Source organism: Microbacterium hanjuni (assembly GCF_043556395.1).
Lineage (GTDB): Bacteria > Actinomycetota > Actinomycetes > Actinomycetales > Microbacteriaceae > Microbacterium.
In genome coordinates this window covers 481,087-499,800 of sequence record NZ_JBIGIK010000001.1, presented here as the reverse complement: position 1 = coordinate 499,800, position 18,714 = coordinate 481,087, and the positions used below count along the sequence as shown (strand labels likewise).

Annotated in this window: 20 protein-coding genes and 2 tRNA genes; 14 read left to right on the top strand and 8 right to left on the bottom strand. The window is 68.4% G+C overall.

The genetic code is table 11. The annotated features are described in order from the left end of the window. The first annotated feature begins 4 nt into the window (after window positions 1–4). The 3 genes from recO to ACFXP5_RS02575 are packed head-to-tail and all read left to right on the top strand — an operon-like array spanning window position 5 to window position 2,303. Window positions 5–751 (top strand): DNA repair protein RecO, encoded by a 747-nt coding sequence (gene recO / locus ACFXP5_RS02585; protein ID WP_394526751.1) that lies wholly within the window; start codon window positions 5–7, stop codon window positions 749–751. Next, the gene (locus tag ACFXP5_RS02580) at window positions 748–1,554 is read left to right on the top strand and encodes an isoprenyl transferase (protein ID WP_394543385.1); all 807 of its coding nucleotides are present in this window, start codon (window positions 748–750) and stop codon (window positions 1,552–1,554) included. The genes recO and ACFXP5_RS02580 overlap by 4 nt, the downstream gene beginning before the upstream one ends. A 38-nt stretch (window positions 1,555–1,592) precedes the next feature. Beyond that, on the top strand, window positions 1,593–2,303 hold the full coding sequence (locus ACFXP5_RS02575) for a DsbA family oxidoreductase (RefSeq protein ID WP_394543383.1): 711 nt from the start codon (window positions 1,593–1,595) through the stop codon (window positions 2,301–2,303). On the opposite strand, the gene ACFXP5_RS02570 is transcribed toward ACFXP5_RS02575, so the two are convergent. Then, the gene (locus ACFXP5_RS02570; RefSeq protein ID WP_394526747.1) at window positions 2,292–2,789 is read right to left on the bottom strand and encodes a glutathione peroxidase; all 498 of its coding nucleotides are present in this window, start codon (window positions 2,787–2,789) and stop codon (window positions 2,292–2,294) included. The two genes, ACFXP5_RS02575 and ACFXP5_RS02570, sit on opposite strands and share 12 nt — an antisense overlap. Before the next feature lie 58 nt (window positions 2,790–2,847). On the opposite strand from ACFXP5_RS02570, the gene dusB reads away from it, so the two are divergent. The 5 genes from dusB (at window position 2,848) to ACFXP5_RS02545 (ending at window position 9,205) form a co-directional block, all read left to right on the top strand. Continuing rightward, window positions 2,848–4,014 carry a tRNA dihydrouridine synthase DusB gene (dusB, locus tag ACFXP5_RS02565; protein ID WP_394526745.1) on the top strand — a complete coding sequence of 389 codons (1,167 nt, stop codon included), beginning with the start codon at window positions 2,848–2,850 and terminating at the stop codon, window positions 4,012–4,014. Next, window positions 3,986–5,347, top strand: a complete 1,362-nt coding sequence (locus tag ACFXP5_RS02560) for a deoxyguanosinetriphosphate triphosphohydrolase (protein ID WP_394543382.1) — start codon at window positions 3,986–3,988, stop codon at window positions 5,345–5,347. Before dusB ends, ACFXP5_RS02560 begins: the two co-directional genes overlap by 29 nt. Further along, on the top strand, window positions 5,347–7,203 hold the full coding sequence (gene dnaG / locus ACFXP5_RS02555; protein WP_394543381.1) for a DNA primase: 1,857 nt from the start codon (window positions 5,347–5,349) through the stop codon (window positions 7,201–7,203). Before ACFXP5_RS02560 ends, dnaG begins: the two co-directional genes overlap by 1 nt. 33 nt (window positions 7,204–7,236) lie before the next feature. Continuing rightward, a complete protein-coding gene (locus ACFXP5_RS02550; RefSeq protein ID WP_394543380.1) occupies window positions 7,237–8,010 on the top strand; it encodes an ATP-binding cassette domain-containing protein in 774 nt (257 codons plus the stop codon). Window positions 8,011–8,113: 103 nt separating this feature from the next. Beyond that, a complete protein-coding gene (locus tag ACFXP5_RS02545) occupies window positions 8,114–9,205 on the top strand; it encodes an alkene reductase (RefSeq protein WP_394543379.1) in 1,092 nt (363 codons plus the stop codon). On the opposite strand, the gene ACFXP5_RS02540 is transcribed toward ACFXP5_RS02545, so the two are convergent. From ACFXP5_RS02540 to def, 4 genes are all read right to left on the bottom strand, one after another. Continuing rightward, window positions 9,199–9,384, bottom strand: a complete 186-nt coding sequence (locus ACFXP5_RS02540; RefSeq protein ID WP_394543378.1) for a hypothetical protein — start codon at window positions 9,382–9,384, stop codon at window positions 9,199–9,201. The two genes, ACFXP5_RS02545 and ACFXP5_RS02540, sit on opposite strands and share 7 nt — an antisense overlap. Before the next feature lie 80 nt (window positions 9,385–9,464). Continuing rightward, window positions 9,465–10,334 (bottom strand): MmyB family transcriptional regulator, encoded by an 870-nt coding sequence (locus ACFXP5_RS02535; protein ID WP_394544167.1) that lies wholly within the window; start codon window positions 10,332–10,334, stop codon window positions 9,465–9,467. Between the two features lie 182 nt (window positions 10,335–10,516). Continuing rightward, window positions 10,517–10,592, bottom strand: a tRNA-Asn gene (locus tag ACFXP5_RS02530). A 63-nt stretch (window positions 10,593–10,655) separates the two neighbouring features. Then, window positions 10,656–11,222 (bottom strand): peptide deformylase, encoded by a 567-nt coding sequence (gene def / locus ACFXP5_RS02525; protein WP_394543377.1) that lies wholly within the window; start codon window positions 11,220–11,222, stop codon window positions 10,656–10,658. A 45-nt stretch (window positions 11,223–11,267) separates the two neighbouring features. On the opposite strand from def, the gene ACFXP5_RS02520 reads away from it, so the two are divergent. From ACFXP5_RS02520 to ACFXP5_RS02500, 5 genes are all read left to right on the top strand, one after another. Further along, window positions 11,268–12,248 (top strand): DMT family transporter, encoded by a 981-nt coding sequence (locus ACFXP5_RS02520; protein WP_394527558.1) that lies wholly within the window; start codon window positions 11,268–11,270, stop codon window positions 12,246–12,248. A gap of 28 nt (window positions 12,249–12,276) precedes the next feature. Next, a tRNA-Ile gene (locus tag ACFXP5_RS02515) sits at window positions 12,277–12,350 on the top strand. A 61-nt stretch (window positions 12,351–12,411) separates the two neighbouring features. Beyond that, window positions 12,412–12,726: a DMT family transporter gene (locus tag ACFXP5_RS02510; protein WP_394543376.1), complete on the top strand. Its 315-nt coding sequence runs from the start codon at window positions 12,412–12,414 to the stop codon at window positions 12,724–12,726. Continuing rightward, window positions 12,726–13,094, top strand: a complete 369-nt coding sequence (locus ACFXP5_RS02505) for a DMT family transporter (RefSeq protein WP_394543375.1) — start codon at window positions 12,726–12,728, stop codon at window positions 13,092–13,094. Before ACFXP5_RS02510 ends, ACFXP5_RS02505 begins: the two co-directional genes overlap by 1 nt. Before the next feature lie 216 nt (window positions 13,095–13,310). Further along, window positions 13,311–14,159 (top strand): hypothetical protein, encoded by an 849-nt coding sequence (locus ACFXP5_RS02500; RefSeq protein WP_394543374.1) that lies wholly within the window; start codon window positions 13,311–13,313, stop codon window positions 14,157–14,159. Window positions 14,160–14,296: 137 nt separating this feature from the next. Here the strand turns inward: ACFXP5_RS02500 and ACFXP5_RS02495 are convergent, their stop codons facing one another. Continuing rightward, window positions 14,297–14,812: a GNAT family N-acetyltransferase gene (locus ACFXP5_RS02495; RefSeq protein ID WP_394543373.1), complete on the bottom strand. Its 516-nt coding sequence runs from the start codon at window positions 14,810–14,812 to the stop codon at window positions 14,297–14,299. Window positions 14,813–15,152: 340 nt separating this feature from the next. Here ACFXP5_RS02495 and ACFXP5_RS02490 point away from each other — a divergent pair, with 340 nt between their 5' ends. Beyond that, on the top strand, window positions 15,153–15,842 hold the full coding sequence (locus ACFXP5_RS02490) for an alpha/beta fold hydrolase (RefSeq protein ID WP_394543372.1): 690 nt from the start codon (window positions 15,153–15,155) through the stop codon (window positions 15,840–15,842). A 5-nt stretch (window positions 15,843–15,847) separates the two neighbouring features. On the opposite strand, the gene ACFXP5_RS02485 is transcribed toward ACFXP5_RS02490, so the two are convergent. Together ACFXP5_RS02485 and ACFXP5_RS02480 are read right to left on the bottom strand one after the other, a co-directional pair. After that, the gene (locus tag ACFXP5_RS02485; RefSeq protein ID WP_394543371.1) at window positions 15,848–16,489 is read right to left on the bottom strand and encodes a TMEM175 family protein; all 642 of its coding nucleotides are present in this window, start codon (window positions 16,487–16,489) and stop codon (window positions 15,848–15,850) included. A gap of 132 nt (window positions 16,490–16,621) precedes the next feature. Continuing rightward, complete coding sequence (locus ACFXP5_RS02480) at window positions 16,622–18,628, bottom strand: DUF262 domain-containing protein (RefSeq protein ID WP_394543370.1); 2,007 nt, start codon at window positions 18,626–18,628, stop codon at window positions 16,622–16,624. Window positions 18,629–18,714 lie beyond the last annotated feature (86 nt).

Here is an 18,714-nt window from a genome sequence, read left to right as displayed (position 1 = left end):
GACTGTGCCCACCTACCGCGACGAAGTCGTGGTCTTGCGCACCCACAAGCTGGGTGAAGCGGACCGCATCGTCACCATGCTCAGCCGCCGTCACGGCAAGGTGCGCGCGGTCGCGAAAGGCGTACGGCGCACGTCCTCGCGCTTCGGCTCCCGCCTCGAGCCCTTCATGGTGGCCGACGTGCAGCTGTACCAGGGCCGCTCGCTCGACATCGTGCAGCAGGCCGAATCGATCGGATCGTATGGCGCTGAAATCGTCACGGTCTACGAGCGCTACACCTCGGCGAACGCGATGGTCGAAACCGCCGACCGGCTGAACGAGGCCGAGGCGACCCCGCAGCAGTACCTGCTGCTCGTGGGCGGACTGCGCGCCCTCGCGCGAGGCGAGCACACTCCGCGCAGCGTCTTGGACTCCTACCTGCTGCGCGCCATGGCCCTGTCGGGCTGGGCACCGGGGCTGACGGAGTGCGCCCGCTGCGGCAGGACGGGTGAGCACACTGCTTTCGTCGCCCAGCTGGGCGGGCTGGTCTGCTCCGACTGCGCGCCGGCGGGGGCCGCCCGCGTCGCGCCCGCGACCACGTCGCTCCTCCGATCGCTGATGGCGGGGGAGTGGGATGCTGTCGCCGATGCCCCGGATTCCTCCACGTCCGCGGCATCCGGGCTCGTGGCCGCGTATGCGCAGTGGCACCTCGAGCGCGGCATCCGCTCGCTCGCCCACGTGGAGACCTCCCGAGCAGAAGCACACCATCCATGACACCCAAGCCCTACACGCACCGTGACGCGGTGCCCTTCCGCCCGCTGGACTGGACGGGGGAGTACCCCCCGACCTACCCCAAGGGTGCGGTTCCCGAACACGTGGCCATCGTGATGGACGGCAACGGACGATGGGCCAACCGGCAGGGGCTGACGCGCGTGGAGGGTCACCGCGCCGGCGAAGCGGCACTGCTCGACGTGGTCGCCGGGGCCGTGCAGGCCGGGGTCAAACACCTCTCGGTGTACGCGTTCTCGACCGAGAACTGGTCGCGCTCGCCCGACGAGGTGCGCTTCCTCATGGGCTTCAACCGCGACGTGCTGCACCGTCGGCGCGACCAGCTCAACGAGTGGGGCGTGCGGGTGCGCTGGGCAGGACGCAAGCCGCGCCTCTGGGGATCGGTGATCAAGGAGCTGCAGTACGCGGAGCAGCTCACCGCCGGCAACGACGTGCTCACGCTCACGATGTGCGTCAACTACGGCGGACGCGTCGAGCTGGTCGACGCGATGCGCGCGATCGGCGACCAGATCGCGGACGGGCGGCTGCGCCCCTCCGCCGTCACCGAGAAGTTGATCCGCCGTCACCTGTACCAGCCCGACATGCCCGACGTCGACCTGTTCGTCCGCTCCAGTGGCGAGCAGCGCACGTCCAACTTCCTGCTGTGGGAATCGGCGTACGCGGAGTTCGTGTTCCTCGACCGGCTCTGGCCGGATTTCCGCCGCACCGACCTCTGGGATGCGATCAACCGCTACCTCTCACGGGACCGTCGGTTCGGCGGTGCGAAAGACGCCCCGGATTCGGCGTAGTCGGGAATGCGCGGCACCGTCGAGCGGTTTCGAACGGCATGACGGACGCCATCAAGATCGACGTGTGGAGCGACATCGCCTGCCCCTGGTGCTACATCGGCAAGCGAAACCTGGAGAAGGGGCTGGCGGAAGCATCCGCCGACGACGACGCCCCCGTGGTCGATGTGGTATTCCACTCCTTCGAGCTGGCACCCGACACACCGGTGGACTTCGACGGTGGCGAGACCGACTACCTCTCCCACCACAAGGGCATCCCCGCCGACGAGGCGCGTCAGATGCTCGACCGTGTCACCGGCGTCGCCGCCGATGCCGGGCTGCAGTACCGATTCGATCTGCTCAAGCACACCAACACGGTGAAGGCGCACCAGTTGCTGCACTTCGCGAAGGCCAACGGCAAGCAGCAAGAACTCGCCGAGCGCCTCATGTCGGCCTACTTCACCGAGGGGCGCCACCTCGGCCAGGACGACGAGCTCGTCGCGCTGGCCGCCGAAGTGGGACTCGACGAGGAGCAGGCCCGCGAGGCCCTCACCTCCGAGCGCTACCTCGACGACGTTCGCGCCGACCAGGCTCAGGCAGCCGAATACGGCATCTCGGGTGTGCCGTTCTTCGTGATCGACGGCAAGTACGGCGTCAGCGGCGCCCAGCCGGCCGACGCGTTCGCCCAGATCGCCCGTCAGGTCTGGGGCGAGCACCGGGAAGCGGAGAACACCGCTGCCGAACCGAGCGTCGAGCGCGAATCAGTCGCCTAGAGCCTTTTCGATGACCGAGACGATCGCCGGGTCGTTCGGCTTGGTCGTCGGACGGAAACGGTGCACGTCGCCGTCGGGGGTCAGCACGAACTTCTCGAAGTTCCAGATGATCGGGCCGTGCTTGCCCTCGACGTCGTCGGCCTTCTTCAGCGCTTTGTACAGGGGCGCCGCACCGGGCCCGTTGACCTTCACCTTGTCGAGGATGGGGAAGCTGATCCCCCAGGTGGTGGCGCAGTAGTCGAGGATCTCGTCCATCGAGCCCAACTCCTGCAGAAACTGGTTGCAAGGGAACCCGAGAACCGTGAAGCCGCGGTCGGCGTACGTGCGCTGCAACTCCTCGAGCTGCTCGTACTGCGGTGCGAGCCCGCACTTCGAAGCCACGTTCACGATGAGCAGCACGTCCTTCCCGTAGGCGCCGAGCGTCGTGGTCTCGCCTTCGGCGGTATGGAACTCGATGTCGCGCAGGGGTGTGGAATCGGCGGTCATATCCCCAGGCTAAAGGCGTGCGCGGCTGGGCGGGCTGAACGAGTGGGAGAATGTTGTTGTGACTCCGACCCTCGCCCCGGCGCGCTCTCTGCGCATCGGGCCCATCACTTTGGACGCGCCCGTCGTGCTCGCGCCGATGGCGGGCATCACGAACACCGCGTTCCGTCGGCTGTGCCGCGAATACGGGGCGGGTCTTTACGTCAGCGAGATGATCACCACCCGCGCGCTGGTCGAACGCAACGCGGCGACGATGCGTCTGATCCGTCACCACGAGTCCGAGACGCCGCGGTCGATCCAGCTCTACGGAGTCGATCCCGCGACCGTCGAGAGTGCGGTGCGCATCATCGTCGAAGAGGACCACGCCGACCACATCGACCTGAACTTCGGCTGCCCCGTGCCGAAGGTCACACGCAAGGGCGGTGGAGCGGCGTTGCCGTGGAAGCTGGGCCTTTTCCGCGACATCGTGACGCGTGCCGTCCGTGCGGCCGGCGACATCCCGCTGACCGTGAAGATGCGCAAGGGCATCGACGTCGACCACCTCACCTACCTCGACGCGGGTCGCATCGCTGAAGACGCGGGTGTCGCCGCGATGGCGCTGCACGCGCGCACCGCCTCGGAGTTCTACTCCGGCACCGCCGACTGGTCAGCGATCACCGCCTTGAAGGAGGCGGTGACGAGCGTGCCCGTGCTCGGCAACGGCGACATCTGGTCGGCCGACGACGCTGTGCGCATGATGGCGGAGACCGGATGCGATGGGGTCGTCGTGGGGCGTGGATGCCTCGGACGTCCGTGGTTGTTCGGCGACCTCGCCCGCGCCCTCGGCGGTCCGGACGCGGCGCGCGCCGAGCCCGTCGATGCGACCCTGGATTTCGTCGCGCAGGCCTTCCGTCGCCACGCCGAGTTGCTCGTGGACTTCTTCGACGATGAGGGACGCGGCTGCCGCGACATCCGCAAGCACGTCGCCTGGTACTTCAAGGGATACCCCGTCGGTGGGGAGCTTCGGGCGCAACTCGCATCCGTGTCGACGCTGGCGGAGATCGACGCGTTGATCGCCACGATGGACCTCGACGCGCCCTATCCCGGGGCCGCCGCCGAGGGCCAGCGCGGGCGTGCCGGAACACCCAAGCGCCCGGCGCTTCCCGATGGCTGGCTCTCCTCGCGCGAGCTCGGGCACGAAGCATCCACCGCTCTCGCCGATGCGGAACTCGACACCAGTGGTGGCTGAGTCCGGCGCGGTGGTCACCGGTGCCGCCCGCCCGCTCGGTTACGACGACGCCGACGCCGCCCGCTTCGAGATCGAGCACCACCGATCGCGCCGCGACGGGTTCGCTCGCGACCGGGCCCGCGTGCTGCACTCGGCGGCACTTCGTCGCCTGGCCGCCAAGACGCAGGTGCTGAGCCCCGCCAGCCCCGCCGACTTCGCCCGCAACCGGCTGACGCACTCGCTCGAGGTGGCACAGGTCGGGCGCGAGCTCGCCACCGCGCTGCAACTGTCGCCCGATGTCGTCGACACCGCGTGCCTCAGTCACGACCTCGGGCACCCGCCGTTCGGTCACAACGGTGAACGAGCCCTCAACGACTGGGCCGAAGGCATCGGCGGGTTCGAGGGCAATGCGCAGACTCTGCGCATCCTCACGCGCCTCGAGCCGAAGGTCATCGGAACGGACGGGCGCAGCTACGGACTCAACCTCACCCGGGCGAGCCTCGACGCCACCTGCAAGTACCCGTGGACCTCGGAACACCCCCTGCCCGACCCCGGCGGACGGCTCAAATACGGCGTCTATCCCGACGACGAAGACGTCTTCCGGTGGATGCGAGAGGGGGCGCCGGGGCGTGTCCGCTGTATCGAAGCCGAGGTCATGGACCTCTCCGACGACATCGCCTATTCGGTGCACGACTTCGAAGACGCCGTCGTCAACCTCTACCTCGATCCGGCTCGCCTGTCCGACACCGGCGAGCACGGTGCCCTGCTGACGGCGATCCAGTCGTGGGTGGGGTTCGACTTCCCGCGCGACGAACTCGAGGATGCGCTGTACCGGCTGATGCGGTTGCCGGAATGGCTGCCGTCCTTCGACGGAACGCGCCCCGATCTGGCGCGCCTCAAGAACCTGACCTCTGACCTCATCGGGCGCTTCGCCCGCGCAGCGACGACGGCGACCCGTGAGGCGTACCCGGCCGACACGCTCACGCGCTACCGGGCGCACGTCGTGGTGCCGCGGGTCGTCGAAGCCGAAATGGCCGTGCTGAAGGGCATCATCGGGGCCACCGTCGTCTCGATCGACGGCCGGAAAGCCCTCTACAAGGAGCAGCGCGGCGTGCTCAAGCGCCTCGCCACCGCCCTGTGGGAACGGCCCGACGCCCTCGACGCGATCCACGCCGAGGACTTCGCCCTCGCGACCGACGACACCGCGCGCCGCCGAGTGATCGTCGACCAGGTCGCCAGCCTCACCGACCAGCTCGCGATCGCTTGGCATACCCGTCTCATCGGTGAGGTCGACGCGGCCTCCCTCGGGATCTGGGCCCCGACCGCACCCGCACCGAGCGCCGGGGACCGCTGATGGCCGGCCGCATCCGTCAGGCGGACATCGACGAGGTGAAGGCCCGCACGAACATCGCCGACATCGTGGGAGAGCGCGTTGCGCTCAAGCCGGCGGGTGTCGGTTCGATGAAGGGCCTCTGCCCCTTCCATGACGAGCGCAGCCCCAGCTTCCACGTGCGTCCGCAGGTGGGTTTCTACCACTGCTTCGGCTGCGGCGAATCCGGCGACGTCTACTCGTTCCTCCGCGCGATGGACCACCTGTCGTTCACCGAGTCGGTCGAACGTCTCGCAGGGCGCATCGGGTTCAGCCTGCACTACGAGGATGGCGGGGCGGCCCCCGAGACCTCCGGGCGTTCCCGCCTGTACGCAGCGAACGCCGCCGCCGCCGACTTCTACCGCAGCCGTCTGCTCTTGCCGGATGCCGATACGGCGCGACGTTTCCTGGGGGAGCGCGGTTTCGATGCGGGCGCGGCCGCGCACTTCGGAGTCGGCTACGCACCTCAGGGGTGGTCGACGCTGATGGACCACCTGCTCGCGCAGAAGTTCACGCGCGACGAGCTGCTGCAGGCCGGTCTCGTGTCGCAGGGGCAGCGGGGGGTGTACGACCGGTTCCGTGGGCGCCTCGTCTGGCCCATCCGCGACATCACCGGTCAGGTCATCGGGTTCGGTGCTCGCAAGCTGTTCGATGACGACCAAGGGCCGAAGTACCTCAACACCCCCGACACCCCGATCTACCACAAGTCGCAGGTGCTCTACGGGCTCGACCTCGCCAAGAAAGACATCTCCCGCGGGCACCGGGTCGTCGTCGTCGAGGGCTACACCGACGTGATGGCGTGCCATCTCGCCGGTGTCACCACCGCGATAGCCACGTGCGGTACCGCCTTCGGCACCGACCACATCACCGTGCTGCGGCGGGTCATGGGCGACGACTCCGCGTCGGGCGAAGTGGTCTTCACCTTCGACCCCGACGCGGCCGGTCAGAAGGCGGCCCTCCGCGCGTTCGGCGAAGAGAAGCGGTTCTCCGCGCAGACCTACGTCGCCGTCGCCCCGGAGAACCTCGATCCGTGCGACCTGCGGCTCCAGCGCGGCGACGGTGCCGTGCGTGCCCTGATGGACGCGAAGGTGCCGATGTTCGAGTTCGTCATCGATCAGCGTCTGAAGGGCTTCGACCTCGGCACGGTCGAGGGGCGCGCCGGCGGGTTGCGCACCGCCGCCCCGATCGTCGCCGAGATCCGTGATCCGTCCCTGCGTCCGGGATACACCCGCGTGCTCGCACGGCGCCTGGGCCTCGACCTCTCCGAAGTGAAGGCGGCCGTCGACCGCGCGGCCCGCGCACCGCGGTCAGAGGATCGCCCGACCTCGCCGACCTCGCCCGAGGCCGCAGCATCCGAGCCCCCCGTGCTGCGGGTGACGGTCGCTTCCCTGCCCCACACCCGCGACGTCGCGATCGAGCGCGACGCGCTGATGGCGCTGCTGCAATACGGGCATCGGGTCGACCCGGTCCTGGTCGCGCGCGCCGTGGCGTCGCCCTTCACCCACCCTGCTCTCGAGGCGGTGCGCGCGGTGATCGCCGAGGCCGGCGAGCTCACGCGTGCGGGCTGGGCCGCCGAAGCCGTCGGAGCGGTGCGCGAGCCCTACCGCTCGCTCGCCGCGGAACTGCTGACCTCGAACTTCCCCGCTCGCGACGAAGCGCACGCTGTGGCCTCCGCGAACGACCTGGCACGCGGCCTCGTGCGCCGCGCCCTCGAACGCGAGAAGACGGGGCTGCTGGGGGCCATTCAGCGGGTTCCCCCCGACTCGGTCGAGGGGCGAGAGCTGCGCCTGAAGCTGCGTGATCTCGACCTCGACCGGCAGCGCCTCCTCGACGTGCAGTAGCGCGGTGCGCTGAGCGCAGGCAGGATGAAGAGCATGCCCCGCGCTCAGACCGCCGATGTCGCCGTTCAGGCCACCGATCTCTCCCTCGCCCGTTCGGGGCAGCGCATCGTCGACGGCGTCTCGTTCACGCTCGCGCATGGCGCGACACTGACGGTGATGGGCCCGACCGGATCAGGCAAGTCGAGCCTCGCCGCCGTGCTCGCCGGCCGCCCCGACGGCGACCTGGCGGTGGTCGGGGGAGAGGCGATCGTTCAGGGGATCTCGGCTCGACGCCCCGGCCGGGCGGTGCGCACGCTGACCTACCTCGCGGGTTACCTGCCGCAGGGGGCAGGGGCCACTCTGCCTTCCCGCCTCACCGTGGCCGAGGTCATCGGCGAACCCATCACGAGCCGCGATCGTCGCGTCAACGGTCGCGCCCTCGCGGTGCGTGTAGCCACCCTGCTCGATGAACTGCAGCTGCCGCTCGGGGCGGCGCAGAAGTACCCGTACGAACTCAGCGCCGGTATGCGTCAGCGCGTCGCGATGGCACGGGCGCTCGTGCTCGATCCGCGGCTGCTCGTCGCCGACGACGTCTACGCCAATCTCGACATCGAGGTGCGTGGAGCGGTGCGCGAAGCGATCCTGCGCCGCCGCGCCTCGTACGGCATGTCGGCGTTCATCGTGACGAACGATCCGGATGCTGCACGGGAGCTCGACGCCGACGTGCTCGTGTTGCGTTCCGGTCACGTCGTGGCTTACGGCGCGAGCGCGGACGCGATGCTGTGGACGCCGGACGAGGCGAGCGAGCAGCGCTCCGTCGTGCGCTGAACCGCCCCCCACGGCGACGAGGCGGAATACCGTCGTCGCGCGCCCCGTTATCGCTCGGGTCGGACACCGACCGGTGCCGGGCGATCTCTGGAAAGGCCTCCCCTTGGATTTGTTCTCCCCGCTCACCGTCGGCGACCTCGATCTTCCGAACCGCGTCGTGATGGCGCCGCTCACCCGCATGCGTTCGGGAGAAGCCGGGGTACCGGGCCCGATCGTCGCCGAGCACTACGCGCAGCGCGCTGGGCTCGGCCTCCTGGTGACCGAGGGCACGTACCCGAGCGCCGAGTCGCGCGCCTACCCGGGCCAGCCGGGGATCGTGACCGACGAGCAGGCCGCCGGTTGGCGTGCCGTCGCCGATGCCGTGCACGCCGCGGGCGGACGCATCGTCATGCAGCTCATGAACGGCGGCCGCGTGTCGCACACCGACATCACCGGGACCGAACGGATCGTGGCCCCGAGTGCGATCGCGATCCAGAGCGAGGTGCACACCCCGAAGGGCAAGGCCGCCTTCCCCGTGCCCCACGCGCTGACGACCGCCGAACTCGCCGCGGTCAAGGACGAGTTCGTCGTCGCTGCCCGCCGCGCGATCGATGCGGGCATGGACGGGGTGGAGATCCACGGCGCCAACGGCTACTTGCTGCACCAGTTCCTGTCACCGTCGTCGAACGTCCGCACCGACGAGTACGGCGGTTCACCCGCCGCGCGGGCGGCGTTCGTGATCGAGGTGGCCCAGGCGGTGGCCGACGCCGTGGGCCCGGGCCGCGTGGGCATCCGACTGTCCCCGGGACACAAGGTGCAGGACATCGCCGAGACCGATGAGGCCGACCTGCGCGAGACGTATGAGACCGTCGTCGACGGGCTGGCCCCGCTCGGGCTCGCTTACCTGAGCGTGGTGCACCCCGACCCGACGGGTGCCCTGGTGCAGGACCTCCGCGCCCGTTTCGGCGGGGTGCTCATCGCCAACAGCGGCTTCGATCGGCCCACCACGAAAGATGAGGCCGTTGCCTACGTGGCCGCGGGGCAGGCGGATGCTGTCGCCGTCGGGCGCCTGGCGATCGCGAACCCCGATCTCGTGGAGCGCTGGCAGGGTGGCCACCCCGAGAACGAGCCCGACCCGGCGACGTTCTACGGGGGAGGCCGCGAGGGCTACACCGACTACCCGCGCCACACCGACGGCGCAGGCCAGGGTCAGTAGTCGACGCGCGCCTCTTCGTCGATATCGAGGGTCGTCTCGTCGTCGGCCCAGGCCTGAAGCGCAGCGTCGAGCTGGCGGCGGAGCCAGTCGGCGGAGAGGTCGCCGGCGTCCAGCTGCGTGAGCTGGGCGATGCGGTCATCCGCCGTGCCGGTGAGGTCGAGGGGGGTGTGCTCGGTCATGGTTGCACCTTTCGGTTCTTTGCCCCAGACGATACTCGGCGTGAGTGGGGCGGGCAGGGATCAAGGAATGCGAGGCCGGCTCACGCGCGGCGTCGGTCGTACTCCGCGTCGTCACGGGAGATCGGGGGCGGCGACGCCGCCCGCCATGCGACGCGTGCGCGCCGTCGGGAGAATCGTTCGAACGCGGCGAGAGAGATTCGGCCGGCGGGATACCAGGACACGATCACGGTTCCCGGAGAGCGGGGCAGTTCGAGGATCTCGCAGTCGAACTCGACCCAGCCCTCTCCGTCCAGCCAGAAGCGGGCCGGATCGAGGCTGAGGGGCTCCGCGTCCTGACGAGCCCAGATGCCTTCGAACTCCACGTCGTCTGACATCGCTCGGACGATCTCGCGGTAGCGGGCATCGTCAGGATCGCCGTAGTAGCGCAGCGAGGCGGCGAGCTGCGCGACGCGCCAGTAGTAAAGGGGCTGCAAGCGGGTAGGCCCGTTGGAGGCGGAGTCCGCGACCTGGAGCAGGATGTTGGACCCTACTCTCGCGTACACGCCCAGCGCCTCGCGCGCGATCGGAGTGGACGCGACGACGTCCTGGTTGCGGTCATGCACGACGACGACCATGTCTTTCCAGGACTCCAGCATCCGACGCGTCTGCAGATCGACGACGGGGGAGGGCGTCCCCAACTCGATGCGCTTGTGCGCCAGACGGTACATGTGCAGCCGGGCGTGGTCGGTGAGCAGCAGCGTACGAGCGAGCGACTCCAGCACCGCATCGGAGGGTTGCGCGCCGGCGCCCCGCTCCAGCCGTCGGTAATACTCCGGGCTGATCGCGGCCAGGGCGGCGACCTCTTCCCGGCGGAGTCCGGCGACCCGCCGCGAGGGGTCGCTGCTGAGCCCCACCTCTTCCGGACGTACGAGCGCGCGCCGCGCCGCGAGATACTCCCCGAGCCGTCTGATGTCTTCCTCCTCGGTGTCGCCGAGGGCGAAGGCTCCCCGGGAACCCCATTGACCATCAGGAAATCTACCCGTGACGGGCGGCTCGAGGGTGTCTCTGGCTCACCCCCTCTAGCCGAGGGGGCCTGGCGTTTGTGGGGGTAAAGAGAAAGCACCTTCTCGCGTGGGCGAGAAGGTGCTTTCGTTGGCTCCCCGGCTTGGACTCGAACCAAGAACCTATCGGTTAACAGCCGATTGCTCTGCCAATTGAGCTACCGAGGAATACGTGACCTGGAATCAGGACAACCCCTCGATACTAGCAAAGCGAATGGGGTGCTCGGAAACTCACGCCTCGATGTCGTCGATGCCCGGAGTCCACGATTGGTCCCCGCGATTCCAGCCGCGCTTCTTGACGATTTTCTGCACGGTCTTCCAGTCACCGTCGTCCAAGCGATCGACGTACAGCACGCCGTCGAGGTGATCGAACTCGTGCTGCATGATGCGTGCGCGCCAGCCGTCGACCTCGATCCGCACCGGATGACCGTCGAGGTCGGTGCCGGTCACGAGAACCTCCTCCGACCGCCGCAGCGCGAATCGCTCGCCGGGGAACGACAGGCACCCCTCCGACTCGTCGTCCTCGTCGGGGTCGCCGGGCACGAGGGGGCGCATCCAGAGCTGCGGGTTGATGAGGACTCCGCGCCAGGGCGTCTCGTCGTCGTCGTGGTAGTTGTACGTGTAGATGCGCAGGCCCACACCCACCTGGGGCGCCGCAAGACCCACGCCGGGCGCAGCATCCATCGTCTCGAACATGTCGGCGATGAGGGTGCGGATCTCATCGGTGATCTCATCGACGGGGGCGGCGACGGCGTGAAGCACGGGGTCGCCGATGATGCGGATCGGAAGAACGGCCACGCCTTGAGCCTATCGAGCGGGCGCGGCGGTTAGTGTCGAGGGGTGATGGGTGCTGAGGTGTCGCTGACGGACGTCACCGACGAGTTGGTCGGCATCTTCCGCGATCCCGGCATCCTCCTCGGTATCCCGCTGGCGCTCCTCGGCGCGGTGTTCATGTCGTTCGGCGCTCAGTACCAGCACCGCGGGGTCGCCAAGGTCGAATCGACGACCGGCCAGACCCAGTCAGGGCTCACCGGGCGCCAGTTGCTCGCTCTGTTCAGGCGGCCGTCGTGGGTGCTCGGCACCGTGCTGCTGGCCCTCGCGATCATCTCGCAGCTGGGCGCATTGACCGTCGCGCCGCTCATCCTGGTGCAGCCGATCGGCGCGATCGCCCTGGTCATCACGACGCTGCTCAACTCGAAGTTCTCCGGGCACAAACCCACCCGCCAGTCGGTCACGGCCATCGTGCTGTGCCTCGGCGGCATCTTCACCTTCGTCACGATCGCCGCTTTCTTCGCCACCGAGCACGAGGTGACCGCGAAGGAACTCTGGATCATCCTGGCGATCCTCGCCGTGGTGCTCGTGGTGTTCTGCGGGCTCTGGCTGTGGAAGCGCCGCACCCTGAAGGCGCTGTTCTACATCGCGGCCGGTGGCGTGGTCTACGGCTTCGTGGCGACGCTCGCCAAGGTGGTCATCAGCCGGATCAAGGCCGGCGACTTCGACTGGCTCACCGTGCTGTGCATCGTCGGGCTGCTCATCGCGGCGGGCGTCGGTTCGTACTTCGTGCAGACGTCCTACTCGGTCGGCCCGCCCGACCTCGTCATCGCGGGACTCACGGTCATCGACCCCATCGTCGCCGTGCTGATCGGGCTCGTCGTGCTGGGTGAGGCGTCGAGCGCGCCGCTCTGGGCCCTCATCGGTTTCGCCATCGCGGGCGCCGTCGCCATCGTGGGCGTGTTCCTGCTCACCCGATACCACCCGCAGGTCATCAGCGACAGCCAAGACCTCGGCATCCCGCGGGGCAGTGACGGCGGACCGCCGGCGTGAGCCTCGCCCGGTAGTCTTTTCGTCGCAGGGGGCGGTGGCCAAGCTGGTCAAGGCAGCGGGCTCATAACCCGACGATCGTGGGTTCAAGTCCCACCCGCCCTACGAACACCATGGCGGCCGCCTCCGGAATCCTGCTGACGCGCCCCCACGACGAGGGAGAGTCATGGACTGGATCGTGCTGGCCGCGTCGGGATTGCTCGAGGCGGTGTGGGCCACCGCATTGAGTGCGTCGGAGGGATTCAAGAAGAAGAAGCCCACCGTCGTCTTCCTCCTTGCGCTGGTCGCCAGCATGGCCGGGCTCGCTTACGCGATGACGACCCTTCCGACCGGCACCGCTTACGCGGTGTGGGTGGGTATCGGGGCGGTGGTGACGGTGGTCATCGCCGTCGCGCGGAAGCAAGAACGCCTCACTCTTGCGCGGAGCCTGCTCCTGCTCGTCCTCGTCGGAAGCGTCATCGGTCTCAAGGTGGTCAGTTGATGCCGTGGACAGTGCTTCTCATCAGCGCCGTGCTCGAGGCCGTATGGGCGACCGCCCTCGGGCAGAGTGACGGGTTCAGCGTGCTGGGGCCGTCCGTCGTGTTCATCGTGGCGCTGACGCTCAGCATGCTCGGGCTGGGGTTCGCGGCCAAGACGATTCCTATCAGCACCGCCTATGCCGTCTGGACGGGCGCGGGGGCAGCCCTGACCGTCGCTTTCGCGATGGCCACGGGTGAAGAGGCGGTCACGGCTCTCCGTGTCGTCTTCTTGGCGGGGATCGTCGGGGCTGTGATCGGACTCAAGCTCGTCAAGGGCGGGGCACCTTCCCGACCTCACCCCGCTCGCGACGCTGAGGACGCAGCGGACTGAACGTCAGAAGCGGACGAGCCGTGTGCGCAACCGCTTCCGTTCGCAATGCGTTCATGGTCTCTTCGGATCAGCCGGGAACGCGCGCGATATGTTCGTCGAGACGGGCCGTCACACACGCACGGGGAAGAGGATCCGATGGCGTCGACGGATTCCCCGCGGATGAGTCCTCCATCCGGGGAAGACTCTGGCCGCGGACGCCCGAAGATGCTCAAGCGCGTGGCGTTGGGTTCGCTGATCCTCGTGGTCATCGGGGGCGTGTCAGGCGCCCTTCTCGTCTTCGGTTGGATGATCGACGAGACGCACTTCGATCGACCGAGCGCCGAGTTCGACATCCTCGAGACGGAGATCAAGAGCCTCACCGGCGTGGGCAACGTCGACAAGGAGCGGTGGGTGGAGGCGCCCGCGTTCTCCCGTCCCACGTCGTGGATGTCGGTCACGGTGACCGAGGCGGGAGCGCCGGCCCTGCTGGAAGCCGCTTGCTCGACCGCCTATCGCGATCCCGTCTCGTGGTCGGTCCACATCGAGACGTCCATGGGCGCCGAGGTATCGGTACACGCGGACCCGACCGATCCGAACGCCTCCGAGCGCGAGGGCCGGTGTCCTGACTTCGGCTTCGACGCGGTGCGGCTCGCGGCGGCGCTCGACCGCGTCGCGCCCGGTCTTTCCGTCCAACCGGCGAAGTGGGAGAACGACAGGTTCGCCCTTGTCGTCCTCGACGAGGTGATGCCGGCGGGGTTCACCGAGGTCCTCCCTCTCGTCGAGCATGCGGGTGACCTGATCGTCGCCGCCGGGCTCCCTTCGGACACCGACGTCGAGATCAACACGATGAATCTCGGTTTCGTCCTGCAGTCGGATGAGAGCGATCGATACGTGGCCCTGCTCACGGAACTCGCCGAGCGCCACGAGGTGAGCAGTTACTGGGCTGACAGCGGCGGGACTCCGATCGACGGGATCGAGAAGGTGCAGGTCGTCGCCCCTCCCGGCCACGAAGAGGCGATCGAAGACCTGATCCGCTCATCGCGTCTGCACATCGCCGATCTTCCGGTGCGGTTCATCGAACAGTGACGCAGTGGGCCTGCTCCGGCGGTGAGTGCAACGCGAGAGCCGCTGGTCCGGTAGCGCGACGGGTGCCCGGTCAATCTCGCCCGGGTCGTCGCATCCGCCCCGGAGCGTGACCTCCGCACCACCCGGTCGTGCAAACGTCACAAGCGCGACCCCGAGAAGGTCATCCCGAGCACGGTGCGCACCGGAATGCCGCCCCCGTGATCGTCGTCGAGTCGCGTCATGCCGATCTTCCCGGCGACCCGCTCCGACGCCCGGTTATCGGGGTGGATGATGGCGACCAGGTCGCGCGCACCGACCGTGTCGCGCGCGAAGTCTCGGCACGCAGCGGCGGCTTCGGTTGCGAGACCTCCCCCTTGGAACGCGGTGCGCACGTGGTAGCCGACCTCGAGTTTTCGTTCGCCGTTGACCTCCTGCCAGGTCAGCCCGCAGTCGCCGACGAACTCTCCGGTGAGCGTCTCGATCACCCAGAGCCCGAAGCCGTGATCGCGGTAGTTGTCCTGGTTCCATACGATCCACCGCGCTGCTTCGTGCCGGGTCTTGGGCGCCGGATAGAAGGCCATGACTCGGGAGTCCCCAAGTAGGTCAGCCATATCGTCGAGATCGCCGAGGGCCATTTCGCGGAAGCGGAGCCGCGGTGTGGGATCGGGGAGCATGGAAGCACTGTAGCCAGCGGCGGGTATCTCAGGCGGCCTACGACGCCGGCCCGCTGAGCCGCTCGGCGACGGCAGGTTTGTCCGTCGCGTCGAAGCGGCTGTCCTTGGGGCACATCCCGGAGCCCCCGACTGCTACCGATTGGGATAACGGAGCACGGCACTTCGACGCCCGGGGTGCGACGAATGCACGATCGATTGCGTCCGGGGCGTCGCATCCGCCCCAGGGAACGACTCCCACACCACCGGTCGTGCAAACCTCTCACGTTAGGGGCGGAGGCGCTCTTCCGGCGGCAGGGCGTCGGTGCTATTTTGCGGTCATCACCCGTTCTGAGGAGGCCTCATGGCGCATCCTGCTACCCGGGTCGTGCTCGTGCACGGCGCCTACGCCGACGGATCCTCGTGGTCTGAAGTCATCCCGCTGCTGACCGAGGCCGGCCTCGATGCGGTGGCCGTCCAGCATCCCTTGACGACGCTGGATGCTGGGGTCCAGGCCACGCAGCGCGCCCTGGCGCGCAGCTCCGAGACCACGGTGCTGGTCGCCCACTCCTACGCGGGCATGATCATCACCCAGGCGGGCCTCGCACCGAACGTGTCGGCACTCGTCTACGTCGCGGCCCGGGCGCCCGACGCGGGGGAGGACTACACCGCCCTCGCCCAGCAGTACGCCGCTCCTCCCGCGTCGGCGGGGTTGATCTGGCAGGACGGCTACGGCCGGCTGAGCGACGACGCGTTCCTCACGGACTTCGCGAACGGCGTGGAGCCTTCGCGAGCGCGAACCCTGCTCGCCGCGCAGGGCCCGATCGCCGACACCCTCTTCGCCTCCTCGACCACGGTCGCGGCCTGGCGGTCGCGCCCGAGCTGGTACGTCGTGTCGGCCCAGGACCGCACGATCAACCCCGACCTCGAGCGCTTCATGGCAGCGCGCATGGAGGCGACGACGAGCGAAGTGGATGCTGGACACCTCGGCCTCGTCTCCCACCACCGCGAGGTCGCCGCGGTCATCATCGAGGCGGCCGGCCACCGCAACTGAGTCGGTCAGGTGCCCGCCTCGCTTCGGTGTGCGGCATACCGGCGCACGAGGGCTCCGATGGGGCGTGCGAACGCAGCGAGCAGCATCGACCACAGCCCGATGGCCGGAACCGTCACGGACACGACGAGCGCGACGGCGACCAGCGCGACCGGCGTCCAGGTGAGCGACTGGTCGACTCGGGAGCGCACGTGCTGTGGTTCGATGCCGCCCATCCGAACAAGCAACAGCTCTTCGACCCTGCCGGTGATCATCGTCGCGAGAATCGCCCCGACGTAGATTCCCTTCGCCAGGGCGTCCTGCGGACTCGCCCCCACCTCGATGACCGTCGCCAGGGGGAGGAAACAGATGCCGGCCAGCCAGAGGAGGTTCACGTTGACGATCGTCCGGTTCCATGAGATCACCCGGGTGAACAGCCGGTGATGGTTGCTCCAGAAGAGCGAGATGACGACGAAACTGATCGCGGCGGCCACCAACGCCGCCCCGTTGTCCGCGAAGAAGGACGCTGCGGTTGCGCCGGAGAGTTCGCGCGCGGTGTCGACGAGCGGCAGAATCACGAGGGTGAGAGCAAAGGCGCACACCGCATCGGTGAAGTAGGCCAGCCGTTCCGCCCCACGCTCGGCGTCTCTGACATCTCGGGCGCTCGTCATGTGCACATCATGCCGCGACCGGGCGCCGCTTGCTTCCTACCGTCCCCTCTCGGCCTCGTCTCCCACCACCGCGAGGTCGCCGCGGTCATCATCGAGGCGGCCGGCCACCGCAACTGAGCGAGCAGGGTCGGCTCAGGGCATGGCGTTGCCGATGTAGGAGTACTTGACGAACACCTCGGCCGCGAGGCCGGCTTCGTCCAGCACGCCCTGCACGGCGGTGAGCATGTAGCGGGAGTCCCACCCCATGTAGAGGAAGTGCTCGTCATCGAGTGCGTCCCACTGCCCGTTCCAGGCTTGCGCCTCGTACACGGGCCCGCCGCGGCGGGCGCTGAAGGCCACGACAGATTCGCGGGAGTCCGCCCACAACCGCTTGAAGACGCGGTTGAAGAGGTACTTGACGTCGTAGACCTCCCAGTGCTCGCCCCGGTACTCGACGTAGTCCCACTCCCGCTGCCAGCCCCGGGGCCATCCTCGGCGCCGCTTGGCGTCGAGGATGGGGGTGAGCCCGTCGTCGTCGATCGAGACGACGGGCGGCTTCGCCCACAACGCGAGGAACTGCTCGCCGAGCTCGGCCGAGCGGGCCGAGATCGCCGCGGTGTTCCACGCCGGCACCCCGGCCAGCGCGGCCGTCAGCCCGACCGTGCTGCGCGGGTACACCGTCTCGCGCTTCACCGGATACGAACGGTCCGCCGCGCGTTCGGCGAGTCCCTCCTCGAGGAGGGCGAGGTTTCCCAGCGTCTTCGCGAGGGCACGGTGACTGTTCTGCTCGTCTTCGGAATACTCCGACCACTCGCGGATGCCATCGCCGCTCCACGTCTCCGACGGCGCCGGTGGGAAGATCCACTCCACCTCGAGGTCGGGGGAGTGCGCGTCGGCCAGTCGGCGCAGCACATAGGCGGGATGGGGGAGTTCGCTGTATTTGAGGCCCACCCGAACGCGCTCGTCCGACGGCGTGATGCGCGAGATCGCCCGTTCGAGCTCGTCCTGGCCGAGCGCCCTCGAGCGGCAGAGGCGCGCCACCAGACGCTCGTTGCCGAGCCCCACAGCACTCCGACGCAGTTGCAGCGCCTGCACGTACTCGAGGGTCCTGATCAGCTGCGGCTTCTGCGCGGCGTCGTTCAGGTAGTCGCCGTACGCGCGCATGACGAGGGGATACATCCCCCGACCGAAGGTGTTGAGGAACCCGATCTGGCGAGCGATCTCGCCATCCGGCTCATGGGCGGGGTCGAGCAGCACGCGGTAGATCTCCGAGTACGCCTTCCACTGCGCGGCGTCCGTTCGCAGCTGGTCGAGGTCGAGCCGCGGGAATTCCGCACGGAAAGCGTCATAGACGCCGCGCTCACCGACCGTCGTCATCTCCCGGCCGGTGCGCATCACGAGGTAGTGCCGCCAGAACGCAGCGATGGTCTCACCGGTGTTCTGCTCGATGGGCAGCCAGAACCCGTCTTCGATCTCGATCTGTTCGTCGTGAGACAGACCCATCAGCACGTAGTTGTGGATCAGTTCGTGGTCGCGTAGCGGCTCACCGGTCGAGTTCAGACTCTCGAAGATCTGCTGGGCGTTCGCTCCCGCTCCCAGCGTGATCGACACGTGCTCGAGCTTCTGCAGTCCTCGCCAGATACTCGGCGCCTCGTCGAGACTCACCTGGCTGCGGAAGAACGAATAGTTGTCGTCGAAGCGGGTGTCTCGCGCTGCATCGTCGCCGTGGGCGTCGAGCACGACGGCGCGGAAGGCGTCGGCCCACGCGCGGTGCGGACGAAGCTTCGTCCGCGCTGGGTCGGCGGCCCGCACGAGCACCCGTTCGAGTTCGCCCGCCATCACAGCATCCGTCTCGCGCACGGTGTGGTGGAGAGCGGCGACGAGCAGCATCAGCGTCGTGATGCGCTGCTGACCGTCGATCAGCACGAGCTCGCCCGTTGCGTCCTCGGTGTTCTCGGCGGAGAGGATCGACCCGATGAAGTGCATGGTGCGGTCGTCGGAGTCGGCGACGGCTCGGATATCCGCGAGAAGCTGCTCGCAGCCGCCGATGTCCCACCGGTACTGGCGCTGGTAGACGGGGACGACGATGCTCGTCTCCGGGGAGGAGAGCCATCCGATCGTATTGACTGCGGTCGCGTCGACGTTGGTGGCACTACCCATGATCATCGAGTCTATTCGAGCCTCCCAGGATCAGCCCGGACCCCGGGATAGGCTTGCCTTACCAGGGCCAGGAAAAACGTACTGGC

Coding starts and splice junctions, on each gene's coding strand:
- ACFXP5_RS02540 (WP_394543378.1), bottom strand. CDS start 9,384: ATGACCGAGCACACCCCCCTCGACCTCACCGGCACGGCGGATGACCGC.
- ACFXP5_RS02550 (WP_394543380.1), top strand. CDS start 7,237: ATGCCCCGCGCTCAGACCGCCGATGTCGCCGTTCAGGCCACCGATCTC.
- ACFXP5_RS02505 (WP_394543375.1), top strand. CDS start 12,726: ATGCCGTGGACAGTGCTTCTCATCAGCGCCGTGCTCGAGGCCGTATGG.
- ACFXP5_RS02490 (WP_394543372.1), top strand. CDS start 15,153: ATGGCGCATCCTGCTACCCGGGTCGTGCTCGTGCACGGCGCCTACGCC.
- ACFXP5_RS02495 (WP_394543373.1), bottom strand. CDS start 14,812: ATGCTCCCCGATCCCACACCGCGGCTCCGCTTCCGCGAAATGGCCCTC.
- ACFXP5_RS02570 (WP_394526747.1), bottom strand. CDS start 2,789: ATGACCGCCGATTCCACACCCCTGCGCGACATCGAGTTCCATACCGCC.
- ACFXP5_RS02510 (WP_394543376.1), top strand. CDS start 12,412: ATGGACTGGATCGTGCTGGCCGCGTCGGGATTGCTCGAGGCGGTGTGG.
- ACFXP5_RS02575 (WP_394543383.1), top strand. CDS start 1,593: ATGACGGACGCCATCAAGATCGACGTGTGGAGCGACATCGCCTGCCCC.
- ACFXP5_RS02520 (WP_394527558.1), top strand. CDS start 11,268: ATGGGTGCTGAGGTGTCGCTGACGGACGTCACCGACGAGTTGGTCGGC.
- ACFXP5_RS02580 (WP_394543385.1), top strand. CDS start 748: ATGACACCCAAGCCCTACACGCACCGTGACGCGGTGCCCTTCCGCCCG.
- dnaG (WP_394543381.1), top strand. CDS start 5,347: ATGGCCGGCCGCATCCGTCAGGCGGACATCGACGAGGTGAAGGCCCGC.
- ACFXP5_RS02480 (WP_394543370.1), bottom strand. CDS start 18,628: ATGGGTAGTGCCACCAACGTCGACGCGACCGCAGTCAATACGATCGGA.
- ACFXP5_RS02560 (WP_394543382.1), top strand. CDS start 3,986: ATGCGGAACTCGACACCAGTGGTGGCTGAGTCCGGCGCGGTGGTCACC.
- ACFXP5_RS02485 (WP_394543371.1), bottom strand. CDS start 16,489: ATGACGAGCGCCCGAGATGTCAGAGACGCCGAGCGTGGGGCGGAACGG.